The sequence below is a fragment of the Rhizobium sp. NPDC090275 genome, from assembly GCF_044772225.1.
Taxonomy (GTDB): Bacteria; Pseudomonadota; Alphaproteobacteria; order Rhizobiales; family Rhizobiaceae; genus Rhizobium.
This window is the reverse complement of sequence record NZ_JBIVYL010000015.1, coordinates 15,823-33,519: the sequence shown is the minus strand read 5'-3', so window position 1 is coordinate 33,519 and position 17,697 is coordinate 15,823. Positions and strand designations below refer to the sequence as shown.

The window sequence follows — 17,697 nt, the reverse complement described above, 5'->3', positions numbered from 1 at the left end:
GTGGCACTGGTGTCGAGTGCATCATTGGTCGCCGTCCGGCTCGTCTTTCGAGGGCCGCAATCAGGCAGGCAGCGCGACATCGTATTCCACTGCTTCGCGCCTGGCGGCGGGGCGAAGGCGGAAGCGGCGCCAGGCGCTGGGGGTCGTGCCGGTTGCGCGGCGGAAAATCCGCGAGAGGTGCGCCTGATCGGCAAGGCCGCAATCGAGCGCGATCTCGCATAGGGGCGCATCGGTGGAAAGCATCAGATGCTTGGCGCGCTCGACGCGCTGGGCGATAACGTAGCTGTGCGGAGACAGACCGAAGCTCGTCTTGAAGGCCGCCGAGAAATAGCTGGTGCTGAGCCGTGCCAGTCCCGCCAGTTCGTCGATCGCAACGGTCCGCGACATGTTATCTTCAACGTACCGCTTGACCCGCGCCACCTGCCACGGTGCCAACCCGCCCGATGCCGCCCTTTCGCGCGATACCACATTGGCCGAAACGGCAGGGGATGGCTTCAGCAGCATCGAGGCGCGTTTGACGAGATCGACCGCGATCGCCTCGTCCTGATCAACGCAATGGATGGCGCGTGCGAGGAGCCGCGACACTTCGGAGGAGGCCTGCTGAATGACGCCAAGGGCGCCGATGTTCGGCTCGTGGTGGTCCATCGCAATCATCGCGGTCGCCTGCATCGTCAATCTCCGTCCTGAAACCGTTGAAGTGTGATTTGCTGGGTTCATTCTGGTGACGAGACCGCGCCGGCGGAATCCTACTATGATCAAGTTTGCATAGACCTGGGTCTTGTGAGGGCATACCTGGGTATAGTTGCCCGCGCGCGGAACGACTGCATAAGTCTCGTGGGGACGCTGCGAACCTCCCGTGCCAGGCGCGAGAAGCCCGTGATCGTGGGCTCGCAGGAAGCGATTGCCAACAGGCGAAGTCGCCCGCATAAATTCAGCTAACGAGAGGAAGAACGATGTCGCATACTTGCAAGCATGTTCGCCTGGTCCGCGATGTCCGCCCAAGGACGCGCGGTTGTGAAGAGTGTCTGGCGATCGGTCAGGCCTGGGTGCATCTGCGGCTGTGCCGTGAATGCGGCCATGTTGGCTGCTGCGATCAATCGATCGGCCGGCACGCCACCGGCCATTTCCATGAAACCGGTCATCCCGTCATGGAGGGTTATGATCCGCCGGAGGGATGGGGCTGGTGCTATGTGGATGAAATCATGGTTGACTTGCCGGATCAAACCGAACAGGTAGGGCCGATCCCGCACTTCTACTAGGTCTTGCCAAGGCCGTGCGGATCCCGCGCACTTCAGACCGATCCGGCCCTGGATCTCACGCATTTTGAATTCAGATGGGAGCCCATACATGGCCAAGGTGCTCGTGCTCTTCGCCCACCCCGGACAGCGCCATTCGCGCGTCAATATCCTGATGGCCAAGATCGCCGGCGGCATCGAAGGCGTGACTTTCGTCGATCTCTACGCCGAGTATCCCAAGCTCGATATCGACATCGACGTCGAACAGGCCCGGCTGCTGAAGCACGACGTGATCATCTTCCAGTTTCCGATCTACTGGTATTCGACGCCTTCCATCTTGAAGGAGTGGCAGGATCTGGTGCTGGAGTATGGCTTCGCCTACGGCCACACCGGAAACAAGCTGGCGGGCAAGCTCTTCCTGCCTGTCATCACCGCCGGCGGCCCGGATCATGCCTATACCGAACAGGGCAGCAACCATTTCCGCCTCCGGGCGCTGTTGTCGCCGCTGGAGCAGACGGCCAATCTGTGCCGGATGCGCTTCGTCGCGCCGTACGCGCTGTTTGCCGCGCATGATGCACGTGGCGACGGCCGAGCCGAGCCGCATCTGGAGGGCTACCGCAGGCTGCTGGAGGCTCTGCGCGATGAAACCTTCGACATCGACGCCGCCGCCGGCATGGAACTGCTGAGCGCCGAGACGCTTCCGCTTCGTGAGAGCACGCCCCATGAATAGCTTCATCTTCCAGGCCTTCATCTATCTCTTGGCCGCCGTCGTCTCCGTTCTGATCGCCAAGCGCCTGGGGCTGGGCTCCGTGCTCGGCTACCTCATCGCCGGCATTGTCATCGGTCCGGCGCTCCATCTGGTTGGTAACGAGACGCAGGATCTGCAGCATTTTGCCGAGTTCGGCGTGGTGATGATGCTGTTTCTCGTTGGACTGGAGCTGCAGCCCCGTGCGCTGTGGGAGATGCGTGCCAAGCTGCTCGGGCTCGGCGGGCTGCAGGTGATCGTCACCTCGCTCGTGGTGATGGGCTGCGCCATGCTGCTCGGCCAGGTCTGGAGCGTCGCGCTGACGATCGGCTTCATCTTCTCGCTCTCTTCGACCGCGATCGTGCTGCAGACACTGGGCGAAAAGGGCCTGCTGCGTTCGTCCGGCGGGCAGGCGAGCTTCTCGGTGTTGCTGTTCCAGGATATCGCCGTCATTCCCATGCTGGCCTTCATCCCGCTGCTGGCGCTGCCTGAGCTTGTGCGCCATCCGCTCGGCAGCAATGCCGAGAGTGGCGGCCACCACTCGTTCAGCCTCGTCGAGGGATTGCCGGGCTGGCAGGTGACGCTGGTGACAATCGTTGCCGTCGCCTTCGTCATCGCGGCAGGCCACTATCTGTCGCGCCCGATCTTCCGGCTCATCGCCCGCTCCAAGCTGCGCGAAATCTTCACCGCCGCGGCACTCCTCCTGATCATCGGCATTGCGCTGCTGATGACCGTGGTCGGCCTGTCGCCGGCGCTCGGCACGTTTCTGGCAGGTGTCGTTCTCGCCAACAGCGAATTTCGTCACGAGCTGGAGAGCGATATCGAGCCGTTCAAGGGGCTGCTGCTCGGCCTGTTCTTCATCACCGTCGGCGCCAGCATCGATTTCTCGCTGCTCTATGCGCAGGTCTGGTCCGTGCTCGGGATTACGCTGGGCGTGATGGTGCTGAAAGCGATCGTGCTGCTGGCGCTCGCTTTCGTGTTCAAGCTGCGCGGCACCGACCGCTGGCTCTTTGCGCTGGGGCTGGCCCAGGCGGGCGAGTTCGGCTTCGTGCTGATCTCGTTTACCGTCCAGAGCGCCGTGCTGCCGCCCGATCTCGCCGCCATCCTGTTGCTTGTCGTCGCGGTCTCGATGCTGTTCACGCCGGCGCTTTTCATCATCTTCGACCGGCTGATCGTGCCGCGCTTCGACCGTCGACAGGAGGAGGACGCTGACGAGATCCCCGAACCCGGTTCCGTCATCATTGCCGGCCTCGGCCGCTTCGGGCAGATCGTCAACCGCATGCTTCTCGCCAATGGCTACAAGACCATCGTGCTCGACCATCAGGCTGATGTCATCGACGGTCTGCGCAAGTTCGGCGTCCGCTCCTTCTTCGGCGACGCCAGCCGGCCGGATTTGCTGCATTCGGCGGGGCTTCACGAGGCCAAGGTCCTTGTTGTCGCGATCGACGATCCGGAGCGGGCGATCGAGATCGTCAAGCACGCGCGCCGGGAGAACCCACATATCCACATCATTGCCCGCGCGTTCGATCGCACCACCGTCTACCGGCTCTATGAGGCCGGCGCGCACGACATCGTCCGTGAGGTGTTCGACAGCTCCGTGCGTGCCGCCGGATACGCGCTGAAGGGGCTCGGCATGCATCCTTATGATGTCGAAAAGAGCAAGGCCGTGTTCGTCCGCCAGGACGTCCGGGGCCTTCGCAAGCTCGCGCCGCTTTGGCGGGAAGAGGTGGCGGTGTTCGACAACAAGGAATACATCGCCAAAGCCAAGGAAATCGCCGACCTGCTCGAGCAGGCGATGATGGGCGACCGCAGCGCGCTCGGCGAAAAAGCCGAACGCGGCTGGACGCCGCCCGATATCGCGGCGGAACAGCTGGAAAAGAATATCGACTGAGCGATCCGCGAACCGGCGCTTGAGCCGAGCTCGCCGTGCTTATCGCGCGGTGGTCGTGTTGAGTTCCGGTTCGTCATGTTCGGCGTGACGCTGGCGCTCGAGGAACTGATGGATCGCGGCGATCACCACCGACCCTTCTCCGACAGCCGAAGCAACGCGCTTGACCGAACCGGCTCGCACATCGCCAACCGCGAAGATGCCGTCCTTCGAGGTCGCATAGGGCGAAGGTGGGCTGACGCCCACGGCGGTCATGCCGGTCTTGACGAAGCCGTGCTGGTCGAGATCGAGGCAGCCGTCGAGCCAGCCCGTGTTCGGGGACGCGCCGATCATGACGAAGATGCTGGTGACATTAAGTTCGTGGCTCTCGCCTGTCCGGTGGTCGATCCAGGTCACGCCGTTCAGCGTCTTGTCGCCATGAAGCGCGGTGATCTCGGCCTGCTGGTAGAGGCTGATACGCGGCGACCGTTCGATGCGCTGGACCAGATAGTCGGACATCGTCGAGGCGATGCCGCTGCGCATGAGCATATGCACGTGCTTGACCGTTCGAGACAGGAAGACGGCGGCCTGTCCCGCTGAATTGCCGCCGCCGACCACGACGATGGTTTCATCGGCGCAAACCTGAGCCTCCATGGCCGTCGCCGCGTAGTGGATGCCCTGCCCCTCGAACTTGTCGTAGTTGAGCACATCAAGCTTGCGATAGCGCGCCCCTGTCGCGATCACGATCGAGCGCGCACGCAGCGACGTCTCGTCATCGAGAAAGAGGCGATAGGGGTGCGAGGAGCAATCGAGCTTCATGACCTCGTGCGAGACCGAAATCCTCGCGCCGAACTTCTGCGCCTGGATATGCGCCCGGCCGGCGAGCGCCTGTCCGGAAATGCCGGTTGGAAAGCCGAGGTAGTTCTCGATCTTGGACGAGGTTCCCGCCTGCCCGCCCGGGGCGAGCGTTTCCAAGACGATGGTGCTCAGACCCTCGGATGCGCCATAGACCGATGCGGCGAGGCCCGCCGGGCCGGCACCGACGACGGCAACATCGTAGACCGTCTCCCTCTCCGGCGGCTCGTTGATCCCAAGCAGGTCGGCAAGTGCGGCGTTGGAAGGGCGCAACCAGACCTTCCTGTCGGGCGTCACCACAACAGGAAGCATATCTGATGTCACTGCCAGTTTCTGCATCAGGGGCACAGCCGCCGGCTCGGTCGCGGGATCGACCACGGCAACAGGATAGAGGTTGCGCGTCAGGAAGCGCTGGATACGGAGCACGTCGGCATGATGCCGGTCCCCGATCAACAGGACGCCGCCTTCGGAGTGACGCACGAAGCCGGCGCGGCGCAGGATATAGGCGCGGATGATCGTCTCGCCGATATCGGGCTCGCCCGTGATGAAGGCATGAAAATCGCCATTGGTGATCCGCAGCAGGCGTGAACCGGATTTGGCCAAGCCGGAGAGCAGCATCGGCCGCTTGGTGAAGATGTTCTGTTCGCCTGAGAACTGACCGGGATGATAGGTGAAGACCAGGCGGCGACCGCGTCTGACATCATCGATGAACAGTTCGATCTCTCCTTCCAGCACCAGGAAGAAATCGATCCCGCGCTGGCCGCGTTCGAAGACGAAAGTGTCCTCCGCCATCACCTCTTCGCGACCATAGGTCTTCGCGCGCTCGATCATCTCGACGGAAAGCACCGGAAATGTCTGCGCCTGGCGCAGCCATGGATCAGTCGGGTCGATGGGCGTGGCAATCATCATCCGTCTCCGTCGCGATGGACATCCTCGTTGCCGGGATGCCGCGGCCTCCATTCAGGCGGTGGGTCACCGACCGCCACCACGCAGCATAAAGCGATTGCCGGCGCAGGATTGTACGAATGGATCGTGTTTGCAAGGATCGGGACATAATGCGCCATCGCGGGTGATCGCTGGCGCTGCCGACGCCGGTCTTGGCGGATCAGCCCTTGTCGTCGCCTTTCGGCTCCAGCGCTTCCCACCGGCGCTGCTTGCGTGACTTCGGTTTCAAGCTCTTCCAGGTCCGATCCAGGAAGCGCAGAAACCGGGTGACGTCCATCAGGCGATCGACGATCGAGCTCAGGTTGCCGAGCCGTTCGTCGATGATCTCGTTGGCGGTGAGCTCGATATCGGCGGGTGTAAATTCGGGAAAGTGTGCGGACAGATCCGCATAGGGGTTGGACGCGTCGCGCCCGACAATGTTGATCTTCCCCTTGCGGAACATCAGACGCAGAAGCACCTGTTCGAACGTCCAGTCGTGAACATCGAGAACCTTGTAGCGCTCGCTGCGCTTCGACGAGAAGCCGGCCAGCGTGATCCTGGTGCCAAGATTGAGCGTCGTCAACCAAAAACAGAGTGCAAACCCCGTCGTCGGCACGCTGGCGCGAGGATAGAACGGCGTGAAGACATCCGTCAGATCGAGGTGCCGGACATGAACATCGCCAAAATCCGATGCCGGGCTGAGCTGCTCGTCGGGCCCGGCCTTGATGTTCACGACACCGTGGAAGGTGCGCGTGTCAAAATAGGGCAGAACCTTATCGACCTTGCCGCTCTTGACGAGATTTGCGCCTAGCGTTCCGCTTCTGGAGAAGAGCATCGAATGGCGAGTGAAGGGTTCGCTCAGAACCTTAAAGACCTTGTTGAAGAAGATGAAGAGCGTGGTGTCGGGAAGGCGCCTTTTCAGCTCCTCGATGTCCACTTCATCGCTGTTTGCGACCAAAACGACATCGCTATAGTCCGCCAGCAGCGACCTCCACTCCTCCGCGGCAGCCGCAGCAGGGTTGGTCGTCCTGAAGCCAGTGTCTCCATCCCTTTCGATCATTGTTCCCTCCCTGTCGTGTCGGGCCCTGTCGTTTCGGGCAAGTTGCGCTTTTTGACCAAGCGCGCGGGCGAGCCCACATAGACACCAAACGGCTCTGTCGCCCCCTTGACGACGCTATTCGCACCGATGACGCAGCCGTCTGCGATGTTGCTGCCGGCAAGCACCTTGGCACCCGCGGCGATCCAGACGTCCCTGCCGATCTCCACCCTGCCCTTTTTGATCGGCTGATCTTTGATGAGGACCGTGGCGTCCTCGTAGCTGTGCTCGAACGAGACGATGACGACATGTGCCGCTATCCTGGTGTTGTCGCCGATCCTGACACCGCCATGTCCCAGCACGATCGAGTAATCGTTGAGCGAGACATTGTTTCCGATCTCGATCTTACCGCTCTGCGCATCGAGGACCACACCACATTCAGTGAAGAGCCGGTCACCGATTTCGATCTTGCCGTGCCGATAGCGAAGCTTCGGCAGATACGGCATGTTCGGGCGATGCCCGATGCGCAGCGCTCCGCCCGACAGGGCGGCGCGGAGGCGGACCAGAAAGCCGAGGTTCACGGATCACACGGGTGCGAAATGCGGGTCGAGCGCGCGTGCCTTTTCAAGCCAGACATCCGCATATTCGACGTCCTGCCAATCATGGAACCATGGGCCGCCATTGGTGTAGTGGACAGCTTTCGGAAGGCCTTGGGTCGGCTTGGTGCTCCACCCTTCCAGCCAGTTCCATTCTTCGGGGATTTCGCCGATCTCGCTGTCCTGCGCCCACTGAAGACGGTGAAGATAGGCGCCGGTCTGTGAATTGACGAGCTCGGGCGTGAGCTGGCGGGTGGACGGGTGCTCGCAATTGAACAGCATGAACGAGGACCAGTTCTTGCGGGGGTAATTGGTTTGCACCTTGCCATCCATCTTCACGCCCTCCTTGGGCGTGTAATCGTGATGAACACAGGCGACGGCCTTGCTTTCGTCCTTGTAGCGCAGCAGTTCGGCGACATCGCCGAAGAACAGGAAGTCGCAGTCGCAAAACAGCGCCCAGCCCTTGTAACCGGCTAGCCAGGGCGTGAAGAAACGGGAATAGGTAAACTCGGTCGATGCCAGAGGATCGACTTCACGGGTGTAGACACCCTCGTCGACGAGCTCCTGCAGCTTGATGGGGTGAACCTCGACATCAATGGATGCGTTCTTGAGCAACGTGGCCTTGGCAACCTGGTAGGCAATATCTTCGCGAGAATCCCATCCAATATAAACTGTCAAATCCGCCATGCATTTCCTCCAAACGTCAGCGCGAAACAGTCGAAGTTAAGGATTTGGAATGCTGAATGCTAAAGTCAACATCTGAAGGCGATTGCAGAGCCCGAGACTCAAGTTCAATCCATCGTGCTGCCGACGATCGCCCAATTCGGCCCGTGTCCATTGCCACGTCGACCCTAGAGCGACGGCCGAATCATCGAAATGCAATCACTGATGGTGCAGTCTTTGCAATATTGGCGTGCATGCGCCTGCCTGCTTAAGGTCGCGCGATTGGATCAATATCCAACACGAATCTCAGCTTCGCGCAATGGCTGTGTCACGTCGAAGTCACAACACCGAAAGGCGCGTCTGTGCTTAGTTGATCCGGTCGCCGCAACAAGAGCATCGGTCAGCAGCAGGTTCGGTATGACGTTCAGCGTAAGACGAATTGATCAGGCAGAGGCGCTGCACGGCGCTGATATTCTCGTTCAAGCCTACGCCGAGCCCCCTTGGGAGGAGGCTTGGACAACGGAGAATGCCAAAAGGCGGTTGGTCGAGCTATGTTCGCCATCGGACGCTGTCAACCTCGGGGCCTTTTATCAGAGCCAACTCGTCGGCTTCGTATTTGCGTCACCGCATACGTCGGCAATCGGCACCGGCCTTTATGTCGCGGAGATCGCGATCTCGCCATCGCACCAAAGAATGGGGTTTGGAACCGCCCTGCTCTCTGATGTCGAGCGCGCGGCGATCCAACTGGGCTATCCGCAAGTGTGGTTGGTGTCGCGCCAAATCGGCGGCGTCGCGGACTATTACAAGACGAACGGCTACAGCCGCTCCAACGCCTTGTGTGTCTACTCAAAAATGCTCGGCGCGACTGTCTCGCAAGACATGTAGCTCAAGGTCGCCCATCGCGCCGGCTCGCAACATCAATGTGTGCTGCGGCTGTCAGTCGTCGTCCCGAGGTAGGGCGCAACGATCTCCATATTCGGTGAAGCAAGAATCTCCCGGTTTACCGCCTGTATGGCGAGCTCGAGCCAGTGGACAGCACCAACAAGCTCGACATCCTCAGCCGCGCAGCGCGCATAACTGATGAGGCGCGCAAGTGCTGCGAGCTCTTTGATATCCTCTGGCGACCTCTCGTTGCCACCGTGATCATCCCCATGGTCTTTAGGCATCGCACTCATGTCTCTTCTCCGCCAACTTGAAGCAACATAGGCGCGTGACGCGCGGGGCGCCCGTGAATAAAGCGTGAAACAACTTGGGGCGGTATGCGACGCTGCTCGTTTGCAGCTAGCGGGATAGTTTATCTAAAAGAGGAAAGCTCTTGAAAGAGCTCGGTTGCCGAACCTTCGAGCCCGCTTTCCATCCGGATTTTCCAACTCCGGTATGAGAACCTTGACCACACTGAACGGAAGGTCGGGGTCGCTTAGCTGCACCGTAGCGACCGTGGTGATCCCCGCGGCACGCAGCCTGTCCAGCGTATGGCCCAGATACTGCGGCAGTGACCGGCCTCCGGTATATGCAGGTGCCGCAGGCGCAATGGGCTGGCTCAGGAAACTGTCACGCAGCTGCGCGGGCAGCAACGCTTGGAAAGTTTTAGGCGCAATATCGTCACGCGCGCCGCTGATGAATGTCAGCCGCGATTGCACGGCTTCCGTTATCGCGCGACTGGCTGCGCGGACGGGAGAAGGATGCGCGCCACTTCCACCCGTCACTTCCAAGAAACGGACGGGCGAGTCCGACAGAGTGCCCTGCGGCCCCACTAAGGCGGTGAAGCAGGGAATGGCGATATCGCTGGTAATATCGAACAGCTTCAGGACAAGACCGGCGGCTTCTATCTTTTCCACGAGCCGATTGAGCACATCGTCGTCGAACAACGCGGGATCGATGCATCGGGAACGCCTGAAATTGTCGTCGCCTATCTGCCAGAGTACATAAGCGTCCCGCTCGATGCGTTCGAGCATGCCATGCAACACAGCTTCGTCGAAGGTGTTGCCGGATGCCAGGCCATCAGATGACATCCAGAAGCGCGACTCTCGCGTGCGGTTCAAGATCACAGCGTCGAATGGCACATGGATCGCGACGCCAGACATCAGTTCGCGACCGATCATCCAGTCGACGGTTTCATCAGGGCCGATATCGGCCTTATGCAACCCAGTCAGACAAGAAAGCGTCGTCAGTTGATGGCCGGCACCCTGGAGCTCTCGGACTGTGGCCCGAAACGTGGATACCGCCGGCCTGCTGGCAACAGCGCGCTCGATCGCCTCCATGATTGCCGAAACCTTGGCATCGTCGTCGGACAGTCCCTTGCCTTGCGCCACGATAGCGGATGGCGCGTTGGGTGCATAGGCGCACCAGACGGGTATGCCAATATGATCGAGGCCCGTGTGGCGGGCCACCCGCGTTATGCCGAATTGTGCGAGAAACGGCGTGACGCGCGACAGCGTCTCGGACACCGGCATGATCCGATCCGAATAGATTGACGGTTCGGTATCAGCGGTCAGTGTCGGCCACCGATCTAATAGGCGAGACAGACCAGCATTTCGCAAAAACAGCTCGATGGCGCCATCCCTCTAGTTGCCTTCGAGCTCCGCCTGATCCACGGTGTCGCGATCATTTATGACGATGCCAGATGAGCCAAGGCTGCGCGTTAACGCGAGCAACTTTTGGCGAACGTTTGGGTCCTCGATGGCGATGAAAGCCTTGCCGAGCGCCAGCCCCTCCTTGGAGGCCATGAACGCGGCGACAGCATCCGTCTCCGGACGGTTGACGTCGTCACCGGCGCTGGCAATGCCGTTTTCGAAGAAATAGCCGACGGTTACGCCGAATATCTCCGCCATTCGCAACAGCCGGCTGGCGCCGATGCGATTTATGCCTTTCTCGTATTTCTGAATCTGCTGAAACGTTATGCCCAACGCTTCCGCAAGGCTGGCCTGGCTCATGCCGAGCATCTTGCGGCGCAGCCTTACTCGTTCCCCGACATAGCCGTCGATCGCGTTCGTCGATTTCGCCTTCATGGCGTCCCTCGCCTGCAATATTAGGAATGTTGACGCATAATGAAGCCGCTGCGAAAAAATGCAACTAAAAGTAAAGAGACGACGAAGAATCTTTATTCGCCGTCCCGAACGTTGCACAAACCATCAACGTGTGGCCTCACGCACCTTCATTGCAGCTACCTCATTGGGTGAACACTTGATGCAAAAGCCACTTTAAATGGTGTCACACCGATTTCACGAGAACCACAAAACTTACCCTCTATACTAGGATGCGAAGATCGGGGCATGCGTGTGGCCATGGTCGCGTCAGCGGCTGTCAGCGCCGGAGCAATCTGGACACGGAACTTCGTTTCAGGCGCAGCACATTGGGGAAAAACGCCATGCAGATACCTGCCATTGAAATAAGCCATGCCGACCGATTGTCGGCTTGCCGTCAGCAGATCGAGGAAGCCGTTCATCAGATGATCTTCGGCGAAAAGCAGATGGAATTTTCGCCGGCTGAAATCGCGATGGCAATCGCTGACATTGCTGACGACTATATCCTCAGTCTCTCCAAGCAGAACCGGACGGCTACGCATTAAACTGCGAAAATCAACGGCGGCATTAAACACCCCCTGCTAACGGCCGCCGTCGCCATAGCGACTTCACGAGCCTTTCGCCCTGCGACAAAACTTTTGCGGTGAACTGTGGTCGAAGTGGTCTTGTCGGTCACACTATTTTCGTAAATATCGATTTTGTAAGCTACCGCACCGCGCTCGCTAAGAAACGCTGGTGCGCGTCATGTTTTCGATGAGAGCGGCCGTCGACATTGACGCAGGAACACGCGCGCGGACAGAAGTAGACATCTTGAACAATTCGTTCCGCGCCTCCAGCGCAGCCATGAGCCCTGCCCTCAGAGTATTCGGCTGTCTTCTGTGGATTCTCGCTTCATCGGCTTTGCTGGTGGAGAGCGATACTTATCGTTACGCATGCGCGATTCTCGCCGTCATCGCGCTCGTCTACTATTTAAAGGAACCATCCCGGCCGCGCACAAATTGGCTGGGCTGGCTCTGCATGGGCTGGGCGATCTATGTGCTGGCGCGCTTCGCTTTCATCTACTTCACGACCGAACATCACGATATTGGCGGGTCCGACTGGCTCTTTGCATTCCCGTTGTTCTTCCCGATCCTCGGTATCGCCTTCGCCCTCTATGAAGGCGAGATGGAGAAGATCATCGCGGCATTCTTTGTCATTGCGCTGGTCATGCTCGCCGTCACAGTGGCGTTGACGATAGGCGCGATCGCCACTGGCGTTGCTGTTCGCCCACTTATCATGAACAACCAGATCCATGGCGCGGTGGCCTGCGGCCTCATTTTCGTGATGTCGACGTTCTGGCTTCTGCACTATCTGACAACCCCCGATGCCGACCGCCGGTTTGCGAGACTCGCCTATGTGGTTTCGCCACTTATTCTGGTTCTATGTTTGATCGCCATCTATGGCGCGAAGTCCAAGGGCGTGTGGCTCGCGATGGCGTTCACACTGCCGGTTCTCGCCATCATAGGCATGCGATACATCAAGATGCGCGCTCGCAGTGGATTGGTGATTGCATGCGCGGTCGCACTGCTTGGCGCTGGGATCTATGCTGTTCGCCACAATCTCGACCAGACCGCCGGTCCGACCATCAAAGCGACCGCTTCGATGTTCAGCGGCATTGTCGGCAGTTCGAACGGAGCAGACACAATCACGCAGACCATTCAATCGGGCAACACGCCTGTCGCAATGGATGAGCGTCTTCAATTGTGGTCGAATGGGTGGGAACTATTCTCCTCCGCGCCGATCTTTGGCTGGGGCAACGAATGGCTGGAACGTTGGCAGCATACGCACTACGCCAACGTTTCCTATACGCTGCTGCACAACGGGTATCTGGAAATATTGGTCCGCTTCGGCCTATTCGGGGCCTTCGTCATGGCGATTATCCTGGCGAGCTTCATCGTTTTCGTATGCAAGGCCCATCGCCAAGGCATCATTCCGCGCGCGGCGATGCACGCCTATCTCGTTTGCATTTTCTTCTTCGCGCTTACGCTTCTCAGCAACTCGAACAACAGATTGGCGATCGGTGAAAGTCTTGCCCTTGTGACGTCGGCGTTTGCCTGCTGGTGCAATTTGCGCTTGCGGCCCGCTGAGGCCAAAATGCCAGGCCTTCAGGCCGCAGCCCGCTAGGCAATTTGAGAACGCGGCCTCGCGCGTTCTCAAGCCGTATCAAGCGTTGGCCCCTCGCATTACTTCCGCGCGGCGTCGCCTTTGCCTTTGCCCATGACGGAGCCGAGGATCATGGCGATGTCGTTCCAGAGGCTGGCGGTTTTCACGTATTCGGCATCGGCCGTGGCGAGTTTTTCCGGGGTCGACATGTCGATACCCGCGATTTGCGCCAGACCGGTAATGCCAGGCCGCACAGCGAACACACCCTTGGCCCTGCGGGCAGCGATGACATCCGGTTGGCTCGGCAGACATGGGCGCGGGCCGACGAGGCTCATCTCGCCTTTTAGCACGTTCACAAGCTGCGGCAGCTCATCGAGCTTGTAGGCGCGAAGCGTCTTGCCGATCGGCGTGATCCAGGCTTCGGCGGCGTCATGCGAGCCGACATTCGGCGTCCCCGCCGCCATCGTCCTGAACTTCAGGCAGGTGAACGGCACTTCGTTTCGCCCCACTCGCAGCTGCCGGAAGAACGCGCCGCCGGGCGAGGAGCGCCGGACCATGATCGTCAGCACGAGCAACACGGGAGACAGGACGACCAGCCCGCCCAAGGCGGCGCAGAAATCGAAGGCCCGTTTTATCCCCTGGTTCAGCGTCGATGTCATGTCAGTCCTTCGCGGGTTGTGTCGTGGCGAGCGTGCGCGACAGACCGTCGCTCATGTCGAATGGTGGAACCCAGCCAAGGCGGCGGCTGGTCTCGGAGATGTCCACCTCAAGTGAGCGCGTCAGGCGATTGACGAGTTCCCGCTTTCTGGTGATCGCGCCGGCAAGCTCCAGGAGCGCGGGTGGAAACGGCAGCAGCGACGCCGACGAGCCGGTCGCAGCGGCAATCATGCGCACCAGCTCCGGCGTCGATGGGCTCTTGCGGTCCGCAGCCATGAACGTGCCGCCTGCGGCATCCGGATGGGTTGCGGCGGTCACGATCAGATCGGTCAGGTTCTCAAGATAGACCATAGAGCGGCGATTTTTGATCGAGGCGAAGGGCAGCGGCAAGCCGCGCTGGGCGAGCCGCACCAAGGCCTGGAAACTCCCCTTCATACCGGGACCGTAAACGAGCGGCGACCTGACAATGACGACTTCCATTGTCGTGCTTTCGGAAAGCGCGCGCAGCCCCTGCTCGGCCTCCAGCTTCGTCCGGCCATAATCGGTTTCCGGGGCAGGCACGTCCGTGGCCGTGAAGGGCCTACCCTTTGCCGTCGCTTCGCCGTTCACCTTGATGGAACTGATGAACACGAACCGCTTGACGCCGGCAATTGCGGCCTGCTTTGCCAGATTGATCGTCCCCTCGACGTTCACCGAGCGATATTCCGCGAGAACGGCCGGGGAACCCTCGACGACGTTCTGATTGACCGCCGCCAGATGGACGACAGTGTCGACGCCGGCAAGAGCGGCCGACCAATCCGTGCGCCCGTCGATATCACCGACGGCAAAGAGCTCGCCGCCGCCCTGTCTGCTCGTTGCCCGAAACGGCATGCCGCGTTGCCGCAAGGTCTGCATGAGACCCCGTCCGACGAAGCCCGAGGCGCCGGTTACGAGAAACATGTGAGGCTCCGCTTGAAGGCGGCTTCTTGTGCGAAGGATATCGTCATTGCGATACTTCCTGCCTGAGCGCGACGAGATCCACGACGCCCTCCATGGGGCTGTATCCCGGCACAAGATCGCTCAACGCCGCCTTCAGGCGCCTTGCATCGCCATCGCGCGCGAGATCAGCAAGTTGGTCGAGCTTGGCCGACAATTGCGGCCAGCCAAGGAATTGCTCGCGCGCGCGCCTGATCTTCGGATGGTCGGTGACCTCGGGATTGTCGTTGATCAGCAGCTCTTCGTAGAGCTTTTCTCCCGGCCGCAATCCGGTTGTCACGATGCTGATATCGCCGCTCGGGTTCTGCTCGTCCTGGATAGTCAGACCCGACAGTTCGACCATGCGGCGCGCGAGGTCGATGATCTTCACCGGCTCGCCCATGTCGAGCAGGTAGACATCGCCACCGGTCGCCATAGCGCCTGCCTGGATGACGAGCTGGGCTGCTTCCGGCACGGTCATGAAGAAGCGCGTGATATCCTCATGTGTCAGCGTGATCGGACCGCCGCGGCTGATCTGCTGGCGAAAGAGCGGAACGACCGAGCCGGATGAGCCAAGTACGTTACCGAAGCGGACCATCGAGAAGGTCGTGTTCCTGCGCTCCTCAGCGAGCGCCTGCAGGATCATTTCGGCCAGCCGCTTCGTGGCACCCATGACATTGGTCGGCCGGACAGCCTTGTCGGTGCTGACGAGAATCATGCGCTCGACACCCGCCGCCAAGGCAGCCTTGGAGACCGTCAGCGTTCCGAAGACGTTCGTCTTGACGCCTTCGGCCGGATTTTGCTCAACGAGCGGCACATGCTTGTAGGCGGCGGCGTGATAGACGGTCGCTGGTTTCCAGGTCTGAAGGATCGTGCTGATGCGATATTCGTCGCAGACATCTGCAAGCAGCGGGACGATCGGAAACGGCGGTTCCTCGGTATCGCCGGCCAATTCGCCCTGGAGCGAATAAATGCCGAACTCATTCTGGTCCAGAAGCAGCAGTGCCTTGGGGCCAAGCTTCGCGATTTCGCGACACAACTGGCTTCCGATCGAGCCGGCGGCGCCGGTCACCAGGACGATGCGATCGCGAACGTTCTGCTCCAGCAACGCCTTGTTCGGCAAGACAGCAGTCCGACCCAAAAGATCCTCGACATCGAGATCCTGAAGGTCGGTCAACTGTGCTTGGCCGGTTGCGATTGCGCTGATATCGGGAACCGTGCGAACGGCGACCTTGGCGGAACGCAAGCGCTCGATAATCTCATTGCGTCGGCCGCGATCGATCTGCGGAAGAGCGAGGAGAACGGTCTTGACCTCCAGATCCGCGCAAACCTTCTCGATGTTGAGAGGGCTATAGATCTTCACGCCGTTCAGCGACATACCCTTCAGGCCGCGATCGTCATCGAGAAAGCCGACGACCTTGAACTCGGCCGAGTGCCCCAATGCACTGACAAGCTGCCGTCCCTGCGTGCCAGCACCATAGACCAGGGTGCGGATCGGTGCCGCCTCGCCCAGAATTTCGCTATAGGCATCGTAGAGGAAATAGCGCGCCACGAAGCGCGACAGGCCTACGGCCAGCAGGAGCAGCATCGGCTGCAGGATACCGACCGTTCGGGGGACGGTCGGAACGCTGATAACCGTGAAGATCACCATGTAGACGGCGCCGTAGATCAGCACGCACTTGATGACCGTGGAAAAGGCGGCCCAGCCCATGAAGCGGAAGATGGCGCGGTAGAGGCCGAACGTGATGAACAGCGGCAGCGCGATGACGAGCGAAACCGGAATGGTCCAGAACTGCACACCCGTCATCAGGTACCAGTCGTTGAAGCGAAAGCAGAACGCGATCCAGACCGTGATGATGCACAAGCAGGCATCGAAGAGCAGCGCGATGACCCGCTTCGCTGGCCGCGGCAAGGCAAGAACGTGCTGAACGTAGTTATCAAACATGGCGCTGGCTCGATCGTGACGGTTTTAGCGATAGCGGCCGACACGCGATGCTATGGCAAAAAATGGCTCTGAACGGATGGCTCATAAGACTGCGTATCCCACCCGGCGAAAGAGTTCCAGCATGCGCCAGATATGGGTTGGAATTTTACGGATGCCGCGCAGCTTGATCAAGCGATACCGCGCGCGATCGGCGATCTGGCTCTCTTTCGAGCGAACCGACAAGGTGATCAGATCGTCCTTCAGCGTATAGACCTTGACGCCGGTCGCCCAACCACGCTCGAGCGCAACGTCGTAAGGGCATGTGATCACCCTGAGGGCGTCAACAAGCTTGCGCGCGCCGGCGCGGGTGACGAGGTAGCAGGCAGCCGACCCCTGCGGCCCGAACAGACACTTTCCGATCACATCGCCATCCACCGACCGCGCGATTGGCCGGAACCAGACGACGCGGTGGTTCAGAAGCTTGATGACTTCCGCGAATGGCGCAGCCCGGTGCGCGCTGTGAGCGCGCGAGACGAGGTCGGCGCTGAGATTGACGTCGTCCTCCATGATGACGGCGCACTCGGCCTCGCTCTCCAGAAACGCGTTGAGCGCTTTGACATGGGCGAGATAGCAGCCGTATTCCTGCGGCAGCATCGGGCGACTGCTGCCGCGCATGAAGGCTGCGCGATCATAACCCGGCCATTGCGCAGCGTTCGCAGCATCAATCTCGACGCCAGGGATGCGCTGGACATCAAGGCCGAACTCCTCGGCCTGGCTATTGATATGGTGCCAGCGGTCTATGGAGCGGTCGAGGTTGATGACGTAGGATACGATTTCCCGCCGAGACAGGGTCTCGCCCGTTCCAGATCGGCGCGCATTGCCGATTTCGGCCGCGCTCTCTGTCTGCTGGCGTTCACGCACTGTGGTCTCCTGGGGCATCCATCGGGCGCCAAATTGCTACAGGTTTCTTCGCTGGACACACGTCTTAGCCAACCGCGACAGCCATTAATATGTATGCGAGGCGCGTGCAAGAACTACCCAAGCGCGCAAAGCGTTTTCACCGGGAGAGTGGCTCA

At 60.3% G+C, this 17,697-nt stretch carries 18 protein-coding genes; 6 read left to right on the top strand and 12 right to left on the bottom strand.

All coding sequences use genetic code 11. From position 1 onward, the window contains the following. Positions 1–60: 60 nt before the first annotated feature. Positions 61–669 carry a helix-turn-helix domain-containing protein gene (locus ACIQUB_RS28360; RefSeq protein WP_402934441.1) on the bottom strand — a complete coding sequence of 203 codons (609 nt, stop codon included), beginning with the start codon at positions 667–669 and terminating at the stop codon, positions 61–63. 284 nt (positions 670–953) lie between these two features. On the opposite strand from ACIQUB_RS28360, the gene ACIQUB_RS28355 reads away from it, so the two are divergent. From ACIQUB_RS28355 to ACIQUB_RS28345, 3 genes are all read left to right on the top strand, one after another. Then, positions 954–1,259, top strand: coding sequence for a UBP-type zinc finger domain-containing protein (locus tag ACIQUB_RS28355; protein WP_018901601.1), 306 nt, complete (start codon positions 954–956; stop codon positions 1,257–1,259). 88 nt (positions 1,260–1,347) lie between these two features. Next, complete coding sequence (locus tag ACIQUB_RS28350) at positions 1,348–1,965, top strand: NAD(P)H-dependent oxidoreductase (protein WP_402934437.1); 618 nt, start codon at positions 1,348–1,350, stop codon at positions 1,963–1,965. Continuing rightward, complete coding sequence (locus ACIQUB_RS28345; protein ID WP_402934435.1) at positions 1,958–3,871, top strand: monovalent cation:proton antiporter-2 (CPA2) family protein; 1,914 nt, start codon at positions 1,958–1,960, stop codon at positions 3,869–3,871. Before ACIQUB_RS28350 ends, ACIQUB_RS28345 begins: the two co-directional genes overlap by 8 nt. 39 nt (positions 3,872–3,910) lie before the next feature. Here ACIQUB_RS28345 and ACIQUB_RS28340 read toward each other — a convergent pair whose 3' ends face one another. The 4 genes from ACIQUB_RS28340 to ACIQUB_RS28325 all read right to left on the bottom strand — a co-directional run bounded on the left by ACIQUB_RS28340 (position 3,911) and on the right by ACIQUB_RS28325 (position 7,945). Continuing rightward, complete coding sequence (locus ACIQUB_RS28340) at positions 3,911–5,608, bottom strand: FAD-dependent oxidoreductase (protein ID WP_402934432.1); 1,698 nt, start codon at positions 5,606–5,608, stop codon at positions 3,911–3,913. A gap of 199 nt (positions 5,609–5,807) precedes the next feature. Further along, a complete protein-coding gene (locus ACIQUB_RS28335; RefSeq protein ID WP_402934429.1) occupies positions 5,808–6,686 on the bottom strand; it encodes a 3-deoxy-manno-octulosonate cytidylyltransferase in 879 nt (292 codons plus the stop codon). Beyond that, a complete protein-coding gene (locus ACIQUB_RS28330; RefSeq protein WP_402934426.1) occupies positions 6,683–7,243 on the bottom strand; it encodes an acyltransferase in 561 nt (186 codons plus the stop codon). Before ACIQUB_RS28330 ends, ACIQUB_RS28335 begins: the two co-directional genes overlap by 4 nt. Before the next feature lie 3 nt (positions 7,244–7,246). Then, positions 7,247–7,945 carry a glycosyltransferase gene (locus ACIQUB_RS28325; RefSeq protein WP_402934423.1) on the bottom strand — a complete coding sequence of 233 codons (699 nt, stop codon included), beginning with the start codon at positions 7,943–7,945 and terminating at the stop codon, positions 7,247–7,249. A 393-nt stretch (positions 7,946–8,338) separates the two neighbouring features. On the opposite strand from ACIQUB_RS28325, the gene ACIQUB_RS28320 reads away from it, so the two are divergent. Continuing rightward, the gene (locus ACIQUB_RS28320; protein ID WP_402934420.1) at positions 8,339–8,806 is read left to right on the top strand and encodes a GNAT family N-acetyltransferase; all 468 of its coding nucleotides are present in this window, start codon (positions 8,339–8,341) and stop codon (positions 8,804–8,806) included. A gap of 32 nt (positions 8,807–8,838) precedes the next feature. On the opposite strand, the gene ACIQUB_RS28315 is transcribed toward ACIQUB_RS28320, so the two are convergent. From ACIQUB_RS28315 to ACIQUB_RS28305, 3 genes are all read right to left on the bottom strand, one after another. Further along, complete coding sequence (locus ACIQUB_RS28315) at positions 8,839–9,096, bottom strand: hypothetical protein (RefSeq protein ID WP_402934418.1); 258 nt, start codon at positions 9,094–9,096, stop codon at positions 8,839–8,841. 123 nt (positions 9,097–9,219) lie between these two features. Beyond that, positions 9,220–10,374, bottom strand: a complete 1,155-nt coding sequence (locus tag ACIQUB_RS28310; protein ID WP_402934415.1) for a YcaO-like family protein — start codon at positions 10,372–10,374, stop codon at positions 9,220–9,222. Between the two features lie 111 nt (positions 10,375–10,485). Continuing rightward, positions 10,486–10,929, bottom strand: a complete 444-nt coding sequence (locus ACIQUB_RS28305; RefSeq protein ID WP_402934412.1) for a helix-turn-helix domain-containing protein — start codon at positions 10,927–10,929, stop codon at positions 10,486–10,488. A 359-nt stretch (positions 10,930–11,288) separates the two neighbouring features. Between ACIQUB_RS28305 and ACIQUB_RS28300 the strand changes: the two genes are divergently transcribed. Further along, entirely contained in the window at positions 11,289–11,489 is a 201-nt protein-coding gene (locus ACIQUB_RS28300) for a hypothetical protein (protein ID WP_047503895.1), read from the top strand. 199 nt (positions 11,490–11,688) lie between these two features. Beyond that, entirely contained in the window at positions 11,689–13,107 is a 1,419-nt protein-coding gene (locus ACIQUB_RS28295; protein ID WP_402934409.1) for an O-antigen ligase family protein, read from the top strand. A gap of 59 nt (positions 13,108–13,166) precedes the next feature. On the opposite strand, the gene ACIQUB_RS28290 is transcribed toward ACIQUB_RS28295, so the two are convergent. From ACIQUB_RS28290 to ACIQUB_RS28275, 4 genes are all read right to left on the bottom strand, one after another. Continuing rightward, the gene (locus ACIQUB_RS28290; RefSeq protein ID WP_402934406.1) at positions 13,167–13,745 is read right to left on the bottom strand and encodes a sugar transferase; all 579 of its coding nucleotides are present in this window, start codon (positions 13,743–13,745) and stop codon (positions 13,167–13,169) included. Between the two features lies 1 nt (position 13,746). After that, entirely contained in the window at positions 13,747–14,682 is a 936-nt protein-coding gene (locus ACIQUB_RS28285) for an NAD-dependent epimerase/dehydratase family protein (RefSeq protein ID WP_402934403.1), read from the bottom strand. A 43-nt stretch (positions 14,683–14,725) separates the two neighbouring features. Continuing rightward, entirely contained in the window at positions 14,726–16,642 is a 1,917-nt protein-coding gene (locus tag ACIQUB_RS28280) for a polysaccharide biosynthesis protein (protein WP_402934400.1), read from the bottom strand. 81 nt (positions 16,643–16,723) lie between these two features. Then, positions 16,724–17,542 carry a glycosyltransferase family 25 protein gene (locus tag ACIQUB_RS28275; RefSeq protein WP_402934397.1) on the bottom strand — a complete coding sequence of 273 codons (819 nt, stop codon included), beginning with the start codon at positions 17,540–17,542 and terminating at the stop codon, positions 16,724–16,726. Positions 17,543–17,697 lie beyond the last annotated feature (155 nt).

What these genes read in the sequence shown, in the direction of transcription:
- ACIQUB_RS28280 (WP_402934400.1), bottom strand. Translation starts at nt 16,642, where the DNA reads ATGTTTGATAACTACGTTCAGCACGTTCTTGCCTTGCCGCGGCCAGCG.
- ACIQUB_RS28305 (WP_402934412.1), bottom strand. Translation starts at nt 10,929, where the DNA reads ATGAAGGCGAAATCGACGAACGCGATCGACGGCTATGTCGGGGAACGA.
- ACIQUB_RS28310 (WP_402934415.1), bottom strand. Translation starts at nt 10,374, where the DNA reads ATGCCGGTGTCCGAGACGCTGTCGCGCGTCACGCCGTTTCTCGCACAA.
- ACIQUB_RS28290 (WP_402934406.1), bottom strand. Translation starts at nt 13,745, where the DNA reads ATGACATCGACGCTGAACCAGGGGATAAAACGGGCCTTCGATTTCTGC.
- ACIQUB_RS28300 (WP_047503895.1), top strand. Translation starts at nt 11,289, where the DNA reads ATGCAGATACCTGCCATTGAAATAAGCCATGCCGACCGATTGTCGGCT.
- ACIQUB_RS28335 (WP_402934429.1), bottom strand. Translation starts at nt 6,686, where the DNA reads ATGATCGAAAGGGATGGAGACACTGGCTTCAGGACGACCAACCCTGCT.
- ACIQUB_RS28340 (WP_402934432.1), bottom strand. Translation starts at nt 5,608, where the DNA reads ATGATTGCCACGCCCATCGACCCGACTGATCCATGGCTGCGCCAGGCG.
- ACIQUB_RS28360 (WP_402934441.1), bottom strand. Translation starts at nt 669, where the DNA reads ATGCAGGCGACCGCGATGATTGCGATGGACCACCACGAGCCGAACATC.
- ACIQUB_RS28285 (WP_402934403.1), bottom strand. Translation starts at nt 14,682, where the DNA reads ATGTTTCTCGTAACCGGCGCCTCGGGCTTCGTCGGACGGGGTCTCATG.
- ACIQUB_RS28315 (WP_402934418.1), bottom strand. Translation starts at nt 9,096, where the DNA reads ATGAGTGCGATGCCTAAAGACCATGGGGATGATCACGGTGGCAACGAG.
- ACIQUB_RS28350 (WP_402934437.1), top strand. Translation starts at nt 1,348, where the DNA reads ATGGCCAAGGTGCTCGTGCTCTTCGCCCACCCCGGACAGCGCCATTCG.
- ACIQUB_RS28355 (WP_018901601.1), top strand. Translation starts at nt 954, where the DNA reads ATGTCGCATACTTGCAAGCATGTTCGCCTGGTCCGCGATGTCCGCCCA.
- ACIQUB_RS28325 (WP_402934423.1), bottom strand. Translation starts at nt 7,945, where the DNA reads ATGGCGGATTTGACAGTTTATATTGGATGGGATTCTCGCGAAGATATT.
- ACIQUB_RS28345 (WP_402934435.1), top strand. Translation starts at nt 1,958, where the DNA reads ATGAATAGCTTCATCTTCCAGGCCTTCATCTATCTCTTGGCCGCCGTC.
- ACIQUB_RS28320 (WP_402934420.1), top strand. Translation starts at nt 8,339, where the DNA reads ATGACGTTCAGCGTAAGACGAATTGATCAGGCAGAGGCGCTGCACGGC.
- ACIQUB_RS28295 (WP_402934409.1), top strand. Translation starts at nt 11,689, where the DNA reads ATGTTTTCGATGAGAGCGGCCGTCGACATTGACGCAGGAACACGCGCG.